At 64.2% G+C, this 18767-nt stretch carries 23 protein-coding genes; 12 read left to right on the top strand and 11 right to left on the bottom strand.

Annotated elements, in window-relative coordinates; all coding sequences use genetic code 11:
* Positions 1-7 precede the first annotated feature (7 nt).
* The gene (gene argE / locus AC5RUF_RS02260; protein WP_494129564.1) at positions 8-1180 is read right to left on the bottom strand and encodes an acetylornithine deacetylase; all 1173 of its coding nucleotides are present in this window, start codon (positions 1178-1180) and stop codon (positions 8-10) included.
* A gap of 169 nt (positions 1181-1349) precedes the next feature.
* Here argE and AC5RUF_RS02255 point away from each other — a divergent pair, with 169 nt between their 5' ends.
* From AC5RUF_RS02255 to AC5RUF_RS02235, 5 genes are all read left to right on the top strand, one after another.
* On the top strand, positions 1350-1775 hold the full coding sequence (locus AC5RUF_RS02255; RefSeq protein WP_494129563.1) for a nucleoside 2-deoxyribosyltransferase: 426 nt from the start codon (positions 1350-1352) through the stop codon (positions 1773-1775).
* A 168-nt stretch (positions 1776-1943) separates the two neighbouring features.
* Complete coding sequence (locus tag AC5RUF_RS02250; RefSeq protein WP_494129562.1) at positions 1944-2729, top strand: arginase family protein; 786 nt, start codon at positions 1944-1946, stop codon at positions 2727-2729.
* Positions 2730-2761: 32 nt separating this feature from the next.
* On the top strand, positions 2762-3286 hold the full coding sequence (locus tag AC5RUF_RS02245; protein WP_493996082.1) for an NUDIX hydrolase: 525 nt from the start codon (positions 2762-2764) through the stop codon (positions 3284-3286).
* Positions 3287-3525: 239 nt separating this feature from the next.
* On the top strand, positions 3526-4851 hold the full coding sequence (locus AC5RUF_RS02240) for an MFS transporter (RefSeq protein ID WP_494129561.1): 1326 nt from the start codon (positions 3526-3528) through the stop codon (positions 4849-4851).
* 4 nt (positions 4852-4855) lie between these two features.
* Entirely contained in the window at positions 4856-5425 is a 570-nt protein-coding gene (locus AC5RUF_RS02235) for a CGNR zinc finger domain-containing protein (RefSeq protein WP_493996080.1), read from the top strand.
* A gap of 334 nt (positions 5426-5759) precedes the next feature.
* On the opposite strand, the gene AC5RUF_RS02230 is transcribed toward AC5RUF_RS02235, so the two are convergent.
* Both AC5RUF_RS02230 and AC5RUF_RS02225 read right to left on the bottom strand, forming a co-directional pair.
* Entirely contained in the window at positions 5760-6143 is a 384-nt protein-coding gene (locus tag AC5RUF_RS02230) for a GntR family transcriptional regulator (protein WP_493996079.1), read from the bottom strand.
* Positions 6140-7018 carry a hypothetical protein gene (locus tag AC5RUF_RS02225; RefSeq protein ID WP_494129560.1) on the bottom strand — a complete coding sequence of 293 codons (879 nt, stop codon included), beginning with the start codon at positions 7016-7018 and terminating at the stop codon, positions 6140-6142. The genes AC5RUF_RS02230 and AC5RUF_RS02225 overlap by 4 nt, the downstream gene beginning before the upstream one ends.
* A 475-nt stretch (positions 7019-7493) precedes the next feature.
* On the opposite strand from AC5RUF_RS02225, the gene AC5RUF_RS02220 reads away from it, so the two are divergent.
* Complete coding sequence (locus AC5RUF_RS02220) at positions 7494-7742, top strand: hypothetical protein (protein ID WP_494129559.1); 249 nt, start codon at positions 7494-7496, stop codon at positions 7740-7742.
* On the opposite strand, the gene AC5RUF_RS02215 is transcribed toward AC5RUF_RS02220, so the two are convergent.
* The 3 genes from AC5RUF_RS02215 to AC5RUF_RS02205 form a co-directional block, all read right to left on the bottom strand.
* A complete protein-coding gene (locus tag AC5RUF_RS02215) occupies positions 7682-8266 on the bottom strand; it encodes a DUF3060 domain-containing protein (RefSeq protein ID WP_494129558.1) in 585 nt (194 codons plus the stop codon). The genes AC5RUF_RS02220 and AC5RUF_RS02215 overlap by 61 nt on opposite strands.
* Positions 8267-8469: 203 nt before the next feature.
* Positions 8470-8979, bottom strand: a complete 510-nt coding sequence (locus AC5RUF_RS02210) for a putative immunity protein (protein ID WP_494129557.1) — start codon at positions 8977-8979, stop codon at positions 8470-8472.
* 48 nt (positions 8980-9027) lie between these two features.
* Positions 9028-10002, bottom strand: a complete 975-nt coding sequence (locus AC5RUF_RS02205; protein WP_494129556.1) for a DMT family transporter — start codon at positions 10000-10002, stop codon at positions 9028-9030.
* A 72-nt stretch (positions 10003-10074) separates the two neighbouring features.
* Here AC5RUF_RS02205 and AC5RUF_RS02200 point away from each other — a divergent pair, with 72 nt between their 5' ends.
* On the top strand, positions 10075-10971 hold the full coding sequence (locus AC5RUF_RS02200; protein WP_493996073.1) for a LysR family transcriptional regulator: 897 nt from the start codon (positions 10075-10077) through the stop codon (positions 10969-10971).
* 80 nt (positions 10972-11051) lie between these two features.
* Here AC5RUF_RS02200 and AC5RUF_RS02195 read toward each other — a convergent pair whose 3' ends face one another.
* On the bottom strand, positions 11052-11558 hold the full coding sequence (locus tag AC5RUF_RS02195) for a hypothetical protein (protein WP_493996072.1): 507 nt from the start codon (positions 11556-11558) through the stop codon (positions 11052-11054).
* A gap of 125 nt (positions 11559-11683) precedes the next feature.
* Here AC5RUF_RS02195 and AC5RUF_RS02190 point away from each other — a divergent pair, with 125 nt between their 5' ends.
* Positions 11684-12277, top strand: a complete 594-nt coding sequence (locus AC5RUF_RS02190; RefSeq protein WP_494129555.1) for a DedA family protein — start codon at positions 11684-11686, stop codon at positions 12275-12277.
* A gap of 135 nt (positions 12278-12412) precedes the next feature.
* Positions 12413-13753: an APC family permease gene (locus AC5RUF_RS02185; protein WP_494129554.1), complete on the top strand. Its 1341-nt coding sequence runs from the start codon at positions 12413-12415 to the stop codon at positions 13751-13753.
* Between the two features lie 13 nt (positions 13754-13766).
* Here AC5RUF_RS02185 and AC5RUF_RS02180 read toward each other — a convergent pair whose 3' ends face one another.
* Positions 13767-14327, bottom strand: a complete 561-nt coding sequence (locus AC5RUF_RS02180) for a TetR/AcrR family transcriptional regulator (RefSeq protein ID WP_493996069.1) — start codon at positions 14325-14327, stop codon at positions 13767-13769.
* A 95-nt stretch (positions 14328-14422) separates the two neighbouring features.
* Here AC5RUF_RS02180 and AC5RUF_RS02175 point away from each other — a divergent pair, with 95 nt between their 5' ends.
* The gene (locus tag AC5RUF_RS02175) at positions 14423-15169 is read left to right on the top strand and encodes an SDR family NAD(P)-dependent oxidoreductase (protein ID WP_493996068.1); all 747 of its coding nucleotides are present in this window, start codon (positions 14423-14425) and stop codon (positions 15167-15169) included.
* A 35-nt stretch (positions 15170-15204) separates the two neighbouring features.
* Here AC5RUF_RS02175 and AC5RUF_RS02170 read toward each other — a convergent pair whose 3' ends face one another.
* The 3 genes from AC5RUF_RS02170 to AC5RUF_RS02160 all read right to left on the bottom strand — a co-directional run bounded on the left by AC5RUF_RS02170 (position 15205) and on the right by AC5RUF_RS02160 (position 17761).
* Positions 15205-15714: a universal stress protein gene (locus AC5RUF_RS02170; RefSeq protein WP_493996067.1), complete on the bottom strand. Its 510-nt coding sequence runs from the start codon at positions 15712-15714 to the stop codon at positions 15205-15207.
* A 179-nt stretch (positions 15715-15893) separates the two neighbouring features.
* Positions 15894-17177, bottom strand: a complete 1284-nt coding sequence (locus AC5RUF_RS02165) for an MFS transporter (protein WP_494129553.1) — start codon at positions 17175-17177, stop codon at positions 15894-15896.
* 71 nt (positions 17178-17248) lie between these two features.
* A complete protein-coding gene (locus AC5RUF_RS02160) occupies positions 17249-17761 on the bottom strand; it encodes a PaaI family thioesterase (protein WP_493998897.1) in 513 nt (170 codons plus the stop codon).
* A 171-nt stretch (positions 17762-17932) separates the two neighbouring features.
* Between AC5RUF_RS02160 and AC5RUF_RS02155 the strand changes: the two genes are divergently transcribed.
* The gene (locus tag AC5RUF_RS02155; protein WP_494129552.1) at positions 17933-18553 is read left to right on the top strand and encodes an ArsR/SmtB family transcription factor; all 621 of its coding nucleotides are present in this window, start codon (positions 17933-17935) and stop codon (positions 18551-18553) included.
* Positions 18550-18762: a hypothetical protein gene (locus tag AC5RUF_RS02150; RefSeq protein ID WP_493998936.1), complete on the top strand. Its 213-nt coding sequence runs from the start codon at positions 18550-18552 to the stop codon at positions 18760-18762. The genes AC5RUF_RS02155 and AC5RUF_RS02150 overlap by 4 nt, the downstream gene beginning before the upstream one ends.
* Positions 18763-18767: the final 5 nt, after the last annotated feature.

Here is an 18767-nt window from a genome sequence, read left to right as displayed (position 1 = left end):
GGGCAGACTAGGCAGTGAGTGCTTCCACAAGGTTGTCGATGAAGGATTCGCACGCGGCGATCTGTTCCAGCGCGATGAACTCATCAGGTGCATGCGCCTGGGCAATGTCGCCGGGGCCGCAGACAACCGTGGGAATGCCCGCGTTGGAGAACAGCCCCGCCTCGGTTCCGTAGGTCGCTTTGTCCGGGCTGATCGTTCCACCGAGTTCGGACGCGAAGGAGACTATTGAGGCGTCGGCAGGAGTATCGAGTCCCGGAGTCTGGGCGAGCACGGTAAAGTCGACCCGCGCTTCCGGGTTCTGGTCCTTCATGAGCGCCTCAATGCGCAGTGCTTCGGCACGGAACTCTTCGATGAGTTTCACCGGATCATCAGCAGCGATGGAGCGGAATTCAAAATGAAGTGTGCATGCTGCGGGGATGGTGTTTACCGCAATGCCGCCCTGGATCTGGTTCACCGTGGTGGTGGTGTAGGGGACGATGAAGGCTTCATCGGAGGCGCCGGCGTCGGGGAATTCCTTGGCTTTGCCATCCACATATGCCGCAAAGTCGGCGGCCGCGGCAATCGCATTGACGCCCTGAGTGGTCAGGGAGGAATGCGCTGCCACACCGTGAAAATCCACCCGGATAACATTGACGGACTTGTGTCCCCGCATCACGCGCATGGAGGTCGGTTCCCCGACGATGGCGCCGCGCGGCTTCAGACCGTCCGCGGTGATGGCCGTTACCAGGTCAACCGCTCCGATGCAGCCGACTTCTTCATCGTAGGAGAAGGCCAGATGGATGGGTTCGCTGAGTCGAGCTGCGACCATTGAGTCGAGTCTGGTCATCACCACGCCGATAAAGGATTTCATGTCAGAGCTGCCCCGGGCATAAAGCTTGCCGTCCCGTATCTGAGGGGTGAACGGATCGGAACTCCAATCCTGTCCGTCGATAGGAACAACGTCGGTATGCCCGGAAAGCACAATGCCGCCGGTCCGCGTGCCGTCGCCCGCAGGAATCGTGGCGAGCAAATTTGCCTTCTGCCCGGTTGCGTCATGGATCCGCTTTGATTCGATGCCCAGGGCATTCAGGCGTTCACTCACGTAGTCGATCAGCGGAAGGTTGCTGTCGCGGCTGACCGTCTCAAACCTAATCAGTTTGGTAATTTCCTCAACCGTTGCATCGCTCGGTGTGGGTGACATGTTTACTCCTGGTATTCATCGAGACAACCCCGTCCGCATTTTCAGCGGAAGGTTAGTCGGCAGTCTGTCACCAGGGGTCATCCTTGTCACACCGGTTTGGGCGCTTCCGTAATACTTCCTTTGAGCGGCAGGCACGTCGCTCAGATTTCCAGCGTCAACGGGGGGATAGATGAAAAGGTTCTATGTTGCGTCGGGTTTCAGCAATATCCCCAACGTGCGGTATGTCGTGCAGGCGTTGGAAGCCAAGGGCTACGTCAACACATACGACTGGACGCAGAACGCATCCGGGAGGGATGGAGGCTCGGTCACGCCCGCTTCGCTGCGTGCCATCGGGCAGCAGGAAAAAGAGGCCGTACTAAGTGCCGACGTCGTGGTGATCCTGCTGCCGGGTGGGAAGGGCACGCACGTTGAGCTTGGAATGGCGATCGCTCAAGGCAAACGGACAATCCTGCATTCACCGGATGACGCCATCAGCAACGCCGAGACCACCAGCACGTTCTACCACCTGCCGGAGGTGGAGAAGTATCGTGGGCCTCTGGACAACCTCGTCGATATGATCGTCGGTCCTTGGGGACGGAACCACAGTGCACGCTAGCGGCATGGTGCCTGAGAAAAAACCGTTCGCTTCTGCCAAGCTATGCGGGTGATCGCTTTCCTCTCTGCGCCGACCGGCCTTGGACTGCGGCCTCCAGTGCCCGGCAGTGTTCCCGGCACCAGCAAAGCACCAGAGGCGCTCAGGGAGGCCGGACTGGCTGCCCGCCTGATGGAGAACAACGCCAGGGACGCCGGCGTCATCATCCCCGGTCGATACGTAGACGACGACGCCACGCGTCCAGCCGGCCGCGTCCGGAACGAGAAGGCGATGGTTGACCACGCTCGCCGGCTGGCTGAGCGGCTGGACCAGATTCTCAAAGCAGGAGACGCGCCTCTGGTCATCGGAGGGGATTGCAGCATTCTTCTGGGAGTCGGGCTGGCTCTGGCCAAGCGCGGAGGCCACTCCGGCCTGGTGCATGTCGACGGGCACACCGACTTCCGCCACCCAGGCAACAGTGATGAATGTGCAAGTGTCGCCGGTGAGGATCTCGCAGCAGCTGTAGGGATGCATTGGCCGGCCATATCGAACATCGACGGCAAAGGCCCATACTTCGCTGCGAGCCGCGCCGCCCACATCGGTCACAGAGAGAACGATGAAGCAGCATCCGAGGTTCGCCGCATTTTGGGGCTGGCCATCTCGGCCAGCGAGGCAATGACGGCTAGTCCGGCGGACATCGCGGAGAGGGTTCACGCGACCACAGGCACTGACTATTGGCTGCAGGTCGACGTCGACGTCCTGGATCCAAGCGTCATGCCAGCCGTCGACAGTCCCGACCCCGGTGGGCTCGGCGTTGACGAGCTAGTAAAACTCCTTGAACAACTCGCGCCCCGCGCGATCGGTGCATCCGTGACGGTCTTCGACCCAGACCTCGACCCTGAGGGAGATTACGCGCTACTCGTCTCCAACATCATCGTCGCAGGCCTCAGCAGTCTCGGGCACGGAGTGGCGCATTGATCGGCAGGTGTTCATCAGGACACGATGACGCGATGAGCAGCGAAGGGGAGTGGTGGGACATCTTGGACGGCGAGGGAACGCCGACCGGAGAGATCTTTCGCAGGGGTGCTGAAGGATGGCCGTCCGGATGCTTTCATCTGGTTGTCGCGGTCTGTGTACAGCGTGAGGACGGGGCAGTCCTGCTTACCCAGCGGGCAGCCAATAAGGAGTTTCCATTCACTTGGGAGTTCCCGGGCGGCAGTGCTCTGGCTGGTGAATCGAGCGTGGATGCAGCGGGCCGGGAACTGCGGGAGGAATCGGGCATAAATGTGGAGCCGTCCGCACTCACACCAATTGGACGGTTCGCCGAGACCGCAGCTCTCCTGGACTTCTACGTCGTGCGTGTGAGGTCGAATGTGCGGCTAACATTGCAGCGCAGTGAAGTCATCGCGGCCGAGTGGGTGACACAGGAGGTGGTGGAACGGCGGCTGGCTCTGGGCGTAATGGCAGATCCCTGGAGTGCCCGGCTGGACACCCTTTGGCCTTCGATCAGGCATGCGCTGCGCAGGTCGTCCTGAGTGATCCCTTACGAAACGAGCGCTTTCCCCGAAGATTGCTGGTGATGCCAAACCGCCAGCGTCGAATCGGCGATATTGCACTGAGCATTCCCGTTTCGTTCACAACAGGGATGCCTGACGGGTGTCGAGCTCATCGGGCCGGCAAATGCGGGGATTCGACCCGATAAGCCTACGCGCGCCTACTGTGGCTCAGATTCTGGTCTACTCTTTTTCGCGCGAAAACCGTAGAGTGCGGAGGCATGGGGATTCAGTCGCGGAGCGGACGCGTCGTTGTTTTATGCCTTCTGCAATTCCTGGATGTGATGGGGGCGACGATGGTTCTGACGCTCCTGCCCACTATGTTGGTGGAAGTTGACGCGGGACCGGCAGGAGCCACCTTTCTATCGACCGGTTATGCCGTGGCGTTCGGGGGCTGCCTCATCCTCGGGGCCCGTTTCGCCGACAAGTTCGGTCACGTACGCATGATTACCGTATCCAGTCTGGTGTTCGCCGGCGCCGGCCTCCTCGTGGCGTCCTCCCCCTCCTTGGCATTCCTGACCGTGGGCCGGATACTTCAAGGTCTCGCCGCAGCGGTGACAGTTCCAGCGGCGCTATTCCTCATCACTCAAACCACGGCAGAGGGGCCAGCCAGGCGGAAGGCCGTCGCGGCGTGGAGCGCCGCCGGCGCGGCAGCAGGTGCCAGCGGTTTCATCATCGGCGGACTGGCCTCAGCAATAGACCAATGGAGAAATTCGTTCCTGCTGGTGGGGCTACTGGGCGGAGCCCTCGGGCTGCTAACCAGGCGGATGTTCCGCGGTGTCACCGCCCCCGCTTCTGAGGGACCACTGGGAGTCGCCGGCGGGACAATGCTCACGGTGGTGGTGGGGTTGATTGTTGCGGGGACGGCTCTTGCGCAGGACCACACAAACGCAGCTTCATGGTTGGGGGCTGTGGCATTAATCGCTGGGGTCGGTCTAGTCCTTGTCGAAAGAGCCAGTGTTAAGCCGATCCTTCCGCCACAGATTCTCCGGTCGGCTCCCGTGCACTGCGGTGCCTGGGTTTCATTCATTAATACCGCTACCACGAGTTCCACTGCGGCCATGGTCACGTTGTCGCTGCAGGAAGAGCATGGGCACTCCGGGCTCGCTACCGCCGCCGTCCTATTGCCCTTCAGCCTGGCGGTCGTCCTGGGGTCCTTATGCGCACCGGTGCTGATGAGCCGCAAGGGTGTGTATCGGACCATGGGATGGGGTTTAGGGGGGATTGGAGCGGGTACAGCGATCCTTCCGGTGGTAACGGGACAGCTGGGAGGAATCGGTGTGGCCATGGCCTTATCCGGAGCAGGCATAGGGTTTTCTTCTGCGGCAGCGACACATACGGGAACAAGCGTGTCTGAAGAAATCCGTGCCGCGGCCGGTGCTGTGGTGAACACCGCGGCGCAGCTTGGCACCGCCGTGGGAGTCGCCCTGTCGTTAGCGGTGGCCGCCCAGTGGGGTTTCAATGTTGCTTGGGCGGCTCTGGCCGTTTTGGCCGTTGCCGCTGCAGCAGGAGTCGGTCGCCTGGGAGCCGATACGAAAGTACTCTGAATCTGTGGGCGAACTGATTTGGGGCTGGTTAAGCGAGCCGCTGGCACTCGATTTCGCCAATACCGCGCATTGGCACGGAACCGAGGACGTTGATCATCTCGACACGATCGACGGCGTGCTGGAGTGGCTGGATTACGAACCCCATGCCCTGCCGGATCCTGGAGAACTTGGCGAGGCGTCCCATGAGCAGTTGTTATCGCTGCGGGATGCTTCCCGGCGGACTTTCCGTGCTTTGGCCGCCGGTGAAGCAGTCCGCCCGGACGACATCGAGACCATCAACGAGACGGCGCGAATGCACCCGACCATCCAATGCGTCGATCCCAGCACATTCCGTAGGAATATCGAGCCCGCCGCCCCCGGCATCAACGTACTGAATGGTTTCCTCGCGGCCACGGTTATCACCCTCCTTACCAATCCTGACGAGGTAGCGCGGCTGGCTTTTTGCACGGCCCCCAACTGCGGGGGACTCTTCCGTCAATCCCGTCCCAACCAGAAGTGGTGTCATCCGGATTGCGGCGCTAGAGCACGGGCCGACCGCCAGTACCGCCGCGGCAGCGGACGCAAACCGGCATGAGACGGCTCAGCACACTATCAAGGCGGGCCTGATAAACGCGGAGTTCCTCAGCAATGCCCTGAACTATCTGCGCGACGGTGGCAGACCGGACGGCAGCGCCTCGAAAGCAGCGCCGACGGATCTCACCCGAGAATCAGGAACCGTTGGCAAGGACGGATCGATTTACCCTCTGATCCGTCGCCCGGCCGCGACGTGACGGGTGGCCAGGGAGCTTGATCAAGAGGGAAAGTTCTCGTGGGGCGAGACGGCCGAGGCAGCCGTGCGGTGCGGTTTCAATTCAGGACAAGGATCGCTGCGAGTTGGTTACTAATTAGCAGCGTCCAACGCCTGGGGACTAAGGAGACTGCATGTCATCGTCGCCCTTGTTGGTTTCAGACGATGCAGTCCAGACATTGCGCAGTATCGCAATGACATCATCCAGTGATACTCCTGCAGTGTCACTGGCTTCGACGAGTGTACGGATGGTTTCTATGACCGTTTGCGGGGCCTTGGACGCCCCGGGGGCGACTCGGGTGCCGGCGGCAGTACGACTGATGACGAGTCCGTCACGCTCAAGAACTTTGTACGCCTTGGCAACAGTGGCCTGCGCTACGGCAAAATCGCGTGCTGTTTGGCGGACGGTGGGCAAGCGTTCACCGTCCCCGAGTTGCCCGGAACGGATCGCGCCCCTGAAGAGTTCTGCTATCTCATCGGCTGAGCTCGGTGTGGGAGCATTCACCGAGATGCCCCCGAACTCCCGGTGCTGCCCTCAGCCGCTCGTTCAGGTAAGGACTTCTTGACTGTCCCCCTAAGGTGGGCCCGAGCGGTGTCAACGGCTGTCCGGAGCGCCAATGCGACCCCGGCTCCCTGAATCAGATGGCCCGTGAGATTCATTTCCTTAGCAATCCCGCTGTAGCTGCCCTCAACAAACATGATCGGAGAAGACGCACTGACTTGGTCGTAACCGGCGGATGTTTGACCCGACAAGCCGGTGTGCATCCAAACCGCCCCGAGGGTAATGATCAGTCCGGCGAACACGATAAGGCCCATGAGGCGTGCCACTGATTCCCGCTGCGCCCTGACACTCTGCACAGAGACCTGCGCAGGTACTGGGCGGTTGACATCCGTCCGGCTGGTCACAAAGAGTACGACGCACGCAAGGACGACGGCGAGGAGGGTGGCCAGGTGGTTGGGCCAACCCGCACCAGGGGCATAGCCGTTACCTCCGTTGAAACTCATGAAAATCGGAAGCGATGTGTACTCCAGTATGCGGCCAACAAACGGACCGCTTTCTGGTGCGCTTGTGGCGATCATGATCTGCCACATAGTCGTGACCACCAATAGAGTGCCTGTGAGTCCGATGCCCCAAAGCAGGGATGTGGATGTATACGCGAACCAGCGACGTCGTGGGGCGATGGCGCGTTGACCCGGTGCGGGAAGCGCTTCCTTACTCAACATCCGCGCTGTGATAATCAATGCCAGCATTGCTGCAACCAGCGGGGCAGGACGCCGCCACCAGCCGTCGAATCCTGACGCGTCGAATATGAGCATGTTCATTGTGCTCGTGATGCTCGCGGCTACGACCACGGCGCACGGGCCGAAGGTTCCCGTCAAAAACAATGTCCTTCTACGGGAGCCTTCGGCTGGGAGTGAAACGATTCGCCGGGGGAAGAGCCAAGACGCCGCGAACAGCGGAAGCCCAGGAACGATCGCCACTTCCCAAGGAAGCTCATGCAAGAAGGTGCTGGCTAGGTTGGTGTCCATCTGTACCCCCATAGGCGTGGAAATGTGATGATGTTCACCACGTGTTGTGCTGCCAAAGTAGCACAAGTGACAGAACCTCGGAACTTGGCGGCAGTACTTCTTGGGATGTCTGGACGGTTTGGCTTTTCCTCTGTGGTGGGGTGCCCATCAGGGGATCCCTCTACGGTGCACATGAAGCAACGCCTGGCTCAGTGAGGAACAATGATCGCAGTTCCCACCAGGAGGCAGAGGTGATGAAGAGGTTCTATGTGGCGTCGAGCTTCAGCAATGTCCCCAACGTGCCATCGGGCAGCAGGAAAAAGATGCCGTACTAGGTGCCGACGTCGTGGTGATCCTGCTGCCGGGCGGGAAGGGCACGCATGTTGAGCTTGGTATGGCGATCGCTCAAGGCAAGCGGACACATTCACCGGATGACGCCATCAGCAACCCCGAGACCGCCAGCGCGTTCTACCGCCTGCCTGAGCTGGAGAAGTATCGCGGGCCTCTGGACAACCTCGTCGATGTGATCGTCGGTCACCGGGCCGAGACCGCGTTTGAACCCTCGTTTTCGATCACGGGATCACCGGAGGCGTAGGAAACACTGTTGTTCTCCCCGTCGACGTCGATGTCACGGGTCTCCTCGACGCTGGCAGTGTTCGCGGTGCCGTCGACGTCGATTTCGGGCACATTCCTAAGGGTGGCGCTGTTGTTGTTTCCCTCAATGTCGAGGCTTTCCGCGTCCTCGCCGCTGACTGAGTTGTTATTGCCGTGGATGTCGATGTCCTCGCATCCACCGGTGGTCCGTACGCTGGCGTCGCTTGTCTGGACGTCGATGTCCCCGCCGCCGGAGCAGGTGATGCTGACGCTGGCGTTTGCTTCCGTAATTCTGTGTTCCTGACCGCGGCTGAGGGTGATCGCGCCGGCGCCGCCTGATGCCGTTGACGCGCTTGAAGCGGTTGGGGAGGCCGTGGCCGTGTTGTCCGGTGTTTGGGCGCTGGCTGTGGAAGGGCTTCCGGTTTCCTCGGGTGCGGGAGCCGGGTCAGCGGTGCATCCGGCAATAAGGGTCAGGCCCGCGACGGCGGTGAGCACGGGTGCGGTGATGCGGAGACTGCGGTACATGCGGGTTCTCCAGACGGCGTTGGATGATCGTGTGGCCTGCCCCGAGAAAACACGCAGCTGATCGAGTACGTCCTCATGCGGGGCCCTTCCGCTTGCCTGTTCATTCTCCAGCATCCCGGGCGGGACAGCCACGGATATCCGCAGAATGCTGGTGTTCTCCGTGCACCGCGCCGTCGGCACGCCCCTTCTCCGGGCACCGGTGCTTAGTCGTCGAACACCGACCAGCAGATACTGCTCCTGCGGTTTTGGTCCTCGAGGACAAGCGTGCGCAGGTGGTCGGGAAGCTGCTGACGCTGCCAGTCGCGCTCAGCGCTCGCGGCGTCTCGATCGCGGGGCGCGGCAGCGGCAACGGCCTTGATGGCATACGCAGCCGCCCCCAGATCGTGTTCGGGAACATGGGCGACACAGGCGGCCTGGCCCGCCGCGTACGCCGCGAACCGGGACGCACCACGCAACGGACGCGCAGCACCCATCGCGTGTCCTCCAACTGCACGGGTGCCCATCATTTTCGCTTCGCCACGCACCCAGGCCCGTACCGCTTCGATTGCCGCGCGAGGCCGAGGGTCGTCGCGGTTCGACACCTCGAACAGCTCCAAAACATGCTCAGCGCACGTCGCGGCCCACAATGCCAGGAGCCGATGGTCGGCATCGGTCAGGAGTCCGCCGCGCCGGACGGACACGAGGCGGGGATCGCGGACAGCCGGAAGGATCATGAAACTGTTTCTTACTCCTACTCGTCCCGGGCGGCAACACCACTCCTGCTACTGCGCGCGCCGCTCCGGAGTCGTTGTTGCGCGGTGGCGTGTTTCGGACCGTAGTCCCAGATACGTGCTGGCGATGATGAGCGCGGCACCTACGATGCCCAGGGGCAGGAGCGTTTCCCGGCCGATGCTGATTCCGATGAGAACGGCCCAGATGGGTTCGGTTCCCATAAGGAGGCTGGCCCGGGACGCCGAGGTCTGTTGAATGGCCCAGGTCTGGACGAGGAAAGCGAACACGCTGCACGCCAGCCCAAGGTAGAGCACGCCCATCCATTCGCCCGCATCGAAGCTGTGCACGGCCTGGAGCACACCTCGGTAATCGGCGAGGGTATAGGCGGCGGCGCAGACAGCGCTCTGGATCAGGGTCAAAGTCAACGCGCTGTAACCGCGGCCGCGCGTGAGCGCGGAGACTGCGGTGACGTGGATGGACCGAACGACGGCGGCGGCCAGCATGAACAGGTCCCCAAGAGTCGGCGTGGCGAATCCGTCCCCGGAAACCAGAAGGCACACGCCCACCACCGCGACCACCCCCGCGATGAACACCATGCGCGGCAGCGGTACGTGGAACGCAATGCTTTCGGTGACGGGGGTGAACACAATGACGAGACTGATGATCAGCCCCGCGTTCGTGGCGCTGGTGCCGGCGATCCCGTGAGTCTCGAGAATGAGTACCGCCGCCTGGGTGAAGCCCAGTGCGACGCCGACCATGGTTTCGCGGCGCCCGGGCCGACGTCGGTTCCAGGTCAGCCAGATCAGGGCCAGCGCCAGCGCGGTGATCAGGAAGCGCAGGGAGAGGATGACGGTAACCCCAACGGTTGCGGTCAGGGTCTTGGCCGCGAGATAGCTGCTGCCCCATACGACGGCGACCATGAGCAGCAAGATATCCACCCTGCGCGCAGCAAGAAGGGCGGCGAACGGGTTGCGTCGTTGAGTCCGGATCTGCGGAGCAGGTGGCAGGGATGATGTGGTGGGCACTCGTCCAGTTTTAGGGCAGTTGAACGATAAGACGAGAGGTCAGTTGGTGAACTAATAGTTTAGATTGCACTTATGGATCTCCACCAACTGCGGCTACTCCGGGAATTGGGCGAACGAGGCAGTCTTGCCGCCGTGGCCCGCGCGCTCCACGTCTCTGCTTCAGCTGTGTCGCAGCAGCTCACGGCGCTGCAGCGTCGGGTCGAGGTTCCCCTCACTGAGCGACGGGGACGGACCCTTGTCCTGACCGGTGCCGGTCAGGCCCTGGCCCGCGCCGCCGTCGACGTCAGCGTTGCGATGCGCTCGGCCGATCAGGCCGTCAGCCAATACCTCCAGGACCCCCGGGCGGCAGTGACTCTCTGCGCGTTCAACAGCGCGGGCCTGACGTACTTCGGCCCCCTGCTCCAGGAGCTATCCGGTGATGGGAATCCGCGGCTGGTCTGCCATGACCAGGATGTGGGACAGGAGGATTTCCCCGCCCTGACGGCCGACTACGATCTGGTCATCGCGCACCGCCTTGAGCACAGTACGCCCTGGCCCGAAACCACCACCGTCCTGCCACTGGTGCGCGAACCCCTGGACGTCGCCATGTCGGACCGGCACCGCCTCGCCAGCGCGCCGAGCGTCAGCATCGCCGACCTGATCGATGAAGAATGGGTGTCCGTCCACGACGGGTTTCCGCTCGTGCATGCTCTGCAGGCAATTGCCGTTCACGCCGGCCAACCCCTCAACATCACGCACCGCATCAACGAATTCTCCACCGCAGCGGCGATCGTCTCCGCCGGCCCCGCCATCGCACTGATGCCCCGCCACACCGCAGCTCCACCGCCTGGCAGCGGAATCGTGCTCAAACCAATCCATGATCTGCCGCTGGCGAGGCGCGTTGACATCCTCTGCCGGCCGGAAGCCCTGCACCGGGCCGCTGTCCTGCAGGTCATTGCCGCTCTGCGAAGGACAAATGCAATCGCTTGAGTCTGTCGGGGAGACCGTCGTGCCATCTGGTGTTCCGGCGCTGGTCGACACCGCCCAGCGCCCCCAAGGCTGCGGCGGCTCTAGGCTCGCGTTTCGTCTGCATCCTGAGTGAGGCGGTGCTCATAGGCGGCATTGCGTTCCTTGTGGCCGAGACCGATCTGCAGCGCCGGCGCCAGCGACCCATGCGCGTACAGCTCGATTTCGGTGTCCCCTGCCAGCCAGGCCGCGGCACGGTTCCCGCGGTGTGCGGGCGGTTCATCGAAGGGCGGGCCGAAAAGGCTGATGAGGCCAGCCCTCACTCCGTCATAACCGGCATTAACGGCGTCCGGGTCCCCTTCATGGGCGAAGAAGTTGAGGCTGAAGAGGGATCCGTCCAAAGCGGTCCACGACGGGTGCTGGGTCGCCAGCCGGTGGGTCACGAAGGCGCCCCTGGTGAGTCCCGGCAGATGATCTCTGTTGTGATCCCCGGCCGTGAGTTCACAGCCAAGACGCTCGAAGTAGCCGTGGAACTGATCTTCGGCAGAAGGCCAGGGCGTACCGGTCACAGCTTGGATGAATTCCACGATGGCGCTTGCAGGCGGGGTCATGGCTGCACTCTACACAGCCTGTAACGACGCACCGAGACACGGGTTTCGACGCCAGGCGGAGACGTTTGCGCTGGCGGACCTCCGGGCGTCCCGATCTGGTCCTATCGTGGAGGATGGGCGAACTCATGGATGGCATTCTGGGAGTTCCACCCACCCTGGCCTACGCCTTGGTCGCCCTGCTCGTCTTCACCGAGGATGCCCTGTTTATCGGGTTCGTCATCCCGGGCGAAACGGTTGCCGTCCTCGGCGGCGTGCTCGCCAGCCGCGGCCAGGTGCAGCTGGAACTCATGATGGGGGTGGTGGTCCTCGCTGCGGTCGCAGGTGACACCGTGGGCTATGAAGTGGGCAGACGCTTCGGTACGAAGCCCCTGGAAAGCCGGATGTTCAACCGGCACCGCGGGAAACTGGACAAGGCGCAGGACTTCCTGCGACGACGAGGCGGTTCTGCCGTTTTCCTTGGCCGCTTCATCGCGTTCTTCCGGGCCGTTATGCCCGCACTTGCCGGTGTCTCCCGCATGCACTATCCCCGTTTTCTCGCCTTCAACGCCGCCGGCGGACTGACCTGGGGCGTCGGCTTCGTGCTTCTCGGCTATCTGGCCGGCAACTCCTATGAAGTCGTAGCCAGGACCGTTGGTACGGACGTTGCCGCCGCCGTCCTGCTCATCGCCGTCGCGGCACTTGTGGTCTGGCGCGTCCGGGTCGCACGCAGGAAAAGCTAACCGCTGGCCGGGCCGCAGCCGTGTGCCGACGTCGGAGGGTGAGCACGGCGAGCGGAAGCAGGGCCGCGGATGCGCGGTGCACTTGGATTTCGCCCAAGTATTGCGCAGGGACGGCAAACGGACTCCAATAGCCCAATGACGACAGATTCCGGTACGGCCGCAGCAAAAACACCAACCGGTTTAAAGCGGGCCATCGGTGTGCCGCTGCTGTTCGCGTTTATCGTGGGCGACACCCTTGGTGCAGGCATCTACACCCTTGTGGGGACCATGGCCTCCGACGTCGGCGGCGCAATCTGGATACCCCTGCTGATCGCGCTGGTGGTCGCGCTGCTCACTGCCGCGACGTACGCGGAACTGATCACCAAGTATCCGCACGCCGGCGGAGCTGCGCGCTACGCCGACCGGGCCTTTGGCATCCCCTACGTGTCATTCCTGGTCGGCTTCCTGATGATGGCCTCGGGAATCACCACAGCCGCTGCGCTTGCGAACGCCTTCGCTGGCGATTACCTGACAGCGCTCATCGACGTGCCGGCCGCCCCCGCAGCGGTCGTGTTCATCATCCTGCTGACCCTGATCAACCTCCGTGGTGTCAAAGAATCCCTCGCCGCGAACCTGATAGCCTCCGTCATCGAAGTATCCGGCCTCGTCATCGTCATCATCGTCTGCGCCATGGTTTTTGCCGCCGGCAATGGGGAAACGTCCCGGCTCCTGGAATTCGCACCGGACGTGCCGCCCCTGCAAGGCGCCTTCGCCGCATCGATCGTCGCCTTTTTCTCCTTCCTCGGCTTCGAGGCGGCAGCAAACATGGCCGAGGAAGTGCGCAACCCGTCCAAGGCCTACCCCCGCGCACTCTTCGGCGCCATCTGCACCGCCGGGCTGGTGTATCTCCTCATCGCCCTCGGTGCGGTCATCGTGATGGACCCGACCGAACTGGCCGAGTCCACCGGCCCCCTGCTCGCCGTCGTCGCCGCCAGCGGTGTTGCCATCCCGCCCGGACTCTTCAGCATCATTGCGCTGATCGCCATTGCCAACGGCGCGCTGCTGTTCATGGTAATGGCCAGCCGTGTGGGCTACGGATTGGCCGAAGCGGAACTGCTCCCTCGTGCCTTCAGCCGCGTGCTGCCGGGTCGCCGCACCCCGTGGGTCTCCATTGTTGTGGTGGCTGGACTAACGATTGTCCTGACCCTCACCGGAAATGTCGCCTCGCTGGCCGAGACCACCGTGCTGCTCCTGCTCCTGGTGTTCCTGTCCGCGAACGTCAGCGTCCTGGTCCTCAAAAAGGACAAAGTGGACCACGACCACTTCTCAGCCCCCCGGTTCATGCCGGTCCTCGCCATCATCGCGAGCATTGCGCTCCTCACCCAGCAAAGCGCGGCCATCTGGCTTAGTGCCGCCGTCTACGTAGCGATCGGATCCCTGCTGTTCCTCGCTGCGCGGGCCCAACGCAAACATGAGGATCGCGTGAACGCCGGCTGACCCGCGGCTCCGCTCAGGCGGAGGCCTGCAGCATCCGTTCGACGGCGGTGACAACGGCTTGCCGTCGGGCGGCAACTTCGTCGCCTCGGGCCGGGTCTTCCGCAAGACCGGTCAGCCCCTCCGGTGAAAGCTGCCAGGCCTGCGCGATGGCGTAGATAAACACCAGGACGTCGACGGCGGACAACGGGCGCGCGGCGGCGGTGACGACGGCGAGCGTCTTGTTCCGGTAGATCTCGCTCGGCTCGGCGGTGGCCTCCGGCCGCTCGAGCTGGGCCCACATGCTGAGGCGGAGGACTTCCGGGAACCGCTGGTGATGGTCGAACACGTCTCCGGCCCATCCGGGGAGGTCCTCCGGACGCGGCGGAACGTTCTCTGCCATGCGGCGCAGTGCGTCCGCCACGGTGGCATCAAACAGGCCGCTTTTGCTGCCGTAGTAGGCGTAGAGCATCCGCACGTTGCTCTGCGCCTGGGCAGCGATCCGCTCCACGCGCCCACCGGCCAACCCGTGGGCCGCAAACTCCAGGGTCGCTGCGGCGAGTATCCGCTCCTTCGTGGCTTCCGCGTCCCGTGCCATGCGTTCCCCCTGGATAGGTCTTGACGGGTCTGTGCCCGGCCACTAGCTTATCGGTAAGTATCCATTTACTTACACATCAACTTACAGGAGACGCCATGACCCGCATTGCCCTGGTGACCGGAGCCAACCGCGGACTGGGACGGGCCACCGCGCTCGCTTTGGCCCGGAACAAGATCAAAGTCGTCGCCGCATCCCGGAACGGTGCACGCGACGTCGTCGACGAAATCGCCGACTCGGGTGGCGAAGCCATCGCCGTCCGGCTGGACGTCGCGGACCTGGCTTCCATTGCGGCGGGCCGCACCGCGGTGCTGGACGGTATCGGGCAGGAGTGGAATGCCGTCGCCCTTGATGTGCTGGTCAACAACGCCGGGGTGGGACTGTTCGCGCCGCTCGGCGGCATCACGGCGGAAGACTTCGACGCCACCTTCGCCGTCAATGTCCGCGGCCCTCTCTTCCTTATGCAGGCTTTCCTGCCGCACCTGTCGGACGGGGCGAGCATCGTGAACGTCTCGAGCTCGCTCAGCCGTCACGTCAGTCCGGCGACCTCCGTCTACGCGGCATCAAAGAAGGCGCTCGAAGCACTGACCCGCAGCCTCGCCGTCGAACTGGGTCCGCGGGGCATCCGGATCAACGCGATTGCCCCCGGGCCCACCGCCACCGACTTCAACGGCGGAGCCATGCGCGATGACGAAGCCATGCGTACGGCGCTGTCCGGGCAGACCGCCCTGGGCCGGGTGGGCGCGCCGGAGGACATCGCCGACGCGATCGTCGCCCTGGTGTCCCCCGAATTCCGGTGGGCAACGGGGGAGCGGATCGAGGTTTCGGGCGGCGTGCTGCTGTAACAGGGCCCGGCCTCTGCCGGGCGCGGCGTGTTCGTTTACCCCGTCCGCTCCCATGGCAGCAGGCCGTCGTCGAGGACAGGATTGAGCGGGACCATAACTACCGGACGATGCTGGCGGTGGGAGAGCTGCACGGCAACGGAGCCGGTGAAAAACTCCTCAACGGAGCCCCGGAAACCGGCTTCCCGGGTGCCGACAACGATGATTGCCGCGTCCAGCTGCTGCGCCAGCCGGGCAAGCTGCTGTGCCGGCCCGCCCGCCAGCGCCCGGACGGACCATTTCACCGAGCGGGGATCCAGGATCCCCGCAATCTCTGCCCGTAGTCCGGGATCGAACTCCTCCGTCTCGGTGAAAGGCAGGTCCGGATTGAGGGGCGTTGACACCACCGTTCCGTCGGACCGTTGCTCCACCTGCTCGCTGGAGTTATCAACATGGGCACAGACCAGATCGGCACCGAGCAGATCGGCCAACCCTGCCGCCGCCTCGACTACCCCCGCGGCAGTGCCACTCTCGACACCGACCAGGATCTGGGGCTTTGAGTTGCTCATAAAAATGACTCCTTCCGTCTGGACCGCGGAAGACCTGGGCCGCGGTTCCGGGGCTCATCGTCTAAGGAAAAGGTGTCACAACCTCCCGGATTTGTGCACCGGCAGGGCGTGATGAAGGCTCATGACGCGCGGATTGTGGGCGGGCTCTTGTGGATCAGGACCTGCTGCAACGTCCGGACTCAGACGGCAGCCGGGCTCCGACGTCGGACCGTGAGTACCGCGAGCGGGAGCAGGACCGCCGTGGCGAGGACGGAGAGTACCGGGAAGCTGCTGGCGGCCAGCAGCGGCCCGGCGGCGAAGGCCGCGACGGCGCCGCAGAGGTTCGCGAGGGCATCGACGCCGCCCTGGGAGGATGCGCGGGTCTCGGCTGAGACGACCATGCTGAACAGGGCGGAACCGGCCACATTGACGAACGCCCAACCGACGCCGAGCAGGAACAGCGACACCATGATCCAGCCCGTGTCCGACGGGCGGAGGGCGCCGATCGTCGCGGACGCCGCGAACACCAGGATGCCCGCCACAATGCTGGACCGGTGCCCGTACCGGTCGACAATGAATCCGACCAGGGGTGCCAGCGCGTACATGCCGGCGATGTGCAGGCTGATCGTGATGCCGATGACCGTGATGGAACCGCCCTGGTGCGCGAGGTGCACCGGGGTCATCGTCATGATCGAGACCATCACCACCTGGGCGGAGAGAATGGCGATCACAGCGAAGCGCGCCGGCCGGTTGACCCGCAGCTCGGCCAGGATGCGGCGCACCGGGGCCCGTTTCTGCCCGGGCACCGCCGCGGGGGAGGGGGAAGCGCCTTGCAGGATCAGCAACGGGTCGGGCCTCAGGGCGAGGAACACAAGGACGCCGGCCAGGCCCAGGCAGACAGCGGCCACCAGGAATGCCCCGGCGAACACGCTGAGGCCGGTGGCCCGATGGAGAATCTGGCCCGGCACGCCCAGATTCGGGCCCAGCACGGACCCGATGGTGCCCACCCACACCACCAAGGCCAGGGACCGGCCCTTGTGGTGCGGTTCGGCGAGGTCGGTCGCGGCGAACCGGGCCTGGAGGCTGACGGCGGACCCGGCGCCGATCAGCAGCAAGCCGATGAACAGCGGTACCACGAGGCTCCACTGTGCCGCTGCGACCAGGACCGCCGCGCCGGCGGCGGCGGTCCACCATCCGGTGGCCAGGGCGATCCGACGGCCGCGGCGGGCTGCCAGGTTCCCCAGCGGCAGGCCGAGCAGCGCCGCCCCGAGCGTGCTGGCCGTCCGTGCCAACCCCGCCCACGCTTCGCTGTCTGTCACCTGCCCGGCCAGCAGCACGCCGATCGAAGGTGCGACGCCGACGCCGACGGTGCCGATGATCTGCATCAAAACGAGCACGCGCAGGGTGCGCCGCTGCACCAGGCCCAGCGGGTCCGGCCGGGCATCGGAATATGGGCCGCTGGCGGGCGGTTGGGGGTCGGGCACTCGAGTCCTTCGTTATGGAGAGTCCGGAGCGGTTTCCCGCCCGCGGCCGTCAGTTGGGGTAACGCCTGCTGTCAGCGGACCGACGGCTCGGGGCCCACCACCAGGCAGGTGCTGGACGCGGTAGCGAGAACCCGGCCGGCGGCGTCGCGCAGGTCGGCTTCGACAAACACAGCGTTGCGTCCGGCCTTGGTCACCCATCCGTGGGCGGTGACGGTGCCCGTATCCGCGGTGGCGGACCGCAGGAAGGACACCTTGAGTTCAAGGCTGGTGTAGCCGACGCCGGCCGGCAGTGTTGCGTGCACGGCGCAGCCGCACGCGGAGTCGAGGACGGTGGCGAAAAACCCGCCGTGGACGGAGCCGATCGGGTTGTAATGCGATTCGTCAGGCTCCGCCGTCATCACGACGTCGCCCTCGCCCACGCTGACGAGGCGCAGTCCGACGTGGCTGCTGATCGGCGGTGCGGGAACCTCGCCGGCGGCCAGGGCCTGCAGGTGCTCAAGCCCGGTCCGTGAGAATATGCGCCTGACGTCCCGCTGCGCCGGGGAGTATTCGAGCGTTTTTGAGCGCATTCCGGAATCGGTCATCGGTGCTCCTTGGGTAGGAAGTTCATGGCCACAGTAATGCAAGCCACGCCCGGTCCAGCGGATCACGGGCCGGAGGCTGTGCCGGGGCCGATGCCGGGTGGGATGTTCCATGGGCGCGCACTATGCAAAGAAACGTTTGCAAATAAACCTTTGCACTGGCATGCTGGTCCCATGACCGCAGAACCACTGCCCGGAAAGCAGCCCACCCGCGACGGCGACCGCGTCCTGGATGGCCCGGTGCTCAAAGCCCTGGCCCATCCGCTGCGGGTGCAACTGCTCGACATCCTGTCCCAATACGGGCCCCAGACCGCCAGCAGCATGGGCAAACGGGTGGGGGAATCCAGCGGCGCCACCAGCTACCACCTCCGGCAACTGGCCCGGCACGGTTTGGTCCGTGAAGTCGAGAACCGGGGCTCGGGACGCGAGCGGTGGTGGGAGCGCCCGCGTGGCGCCCTGACCGTCAGTACCTCGACGGCCGAACAGGACCCCGCCGTCCGCGAGGCGGCCCGGCAGGTGAACCGGCACTTCGTCCAGGGGCGGGCGGAGGCCCTGGCCGCGTTTACGGCGAGCAATCCGTCGGATTTGCCGGCCGAGTGGGTGGACGCCGCCATGCTCGGCACGCTCAACGCCCAGCTCACCGCTGAGCAGCTGCAGGCGTTCACCCGCGAGATGGAAGCGATCCTGCGGGAAAAGCTCGAGGCCTACCGGAGCGAGCCCGGAACCCCCGGGGCCCGCCCCGTCCAACTGCACTTCAACGCCTTTCCCCTCATCGATTTCCAGGAGCAGCCATGAGTTCTGCCAGCCTCGGGTACTACCCGCCCGCAATCGTCAACGCAGGATTCACCTCCCGCACCCTGATCCGCCTCGGCACGGCCTTTATTGCCGCCGGCTCCAGGCTCGCCCGGCCTGAAGGACCGGAAGTTGCCCTGTTCCGGCAGCACCTTGAGCGCCGGACGGATGCACGCGCCATCGCCCACAGCGGTCTTTACCCGCTGCTATAGGGCAG

The organism is Arthrobacter sp. Y3224198, assembly GCF_059090025.1.
The sequence above is the reverse complement of the archived record's forward strand: the minus strand, read 5'-3'. Positions and strand labels throughout refer to the sequence as shown.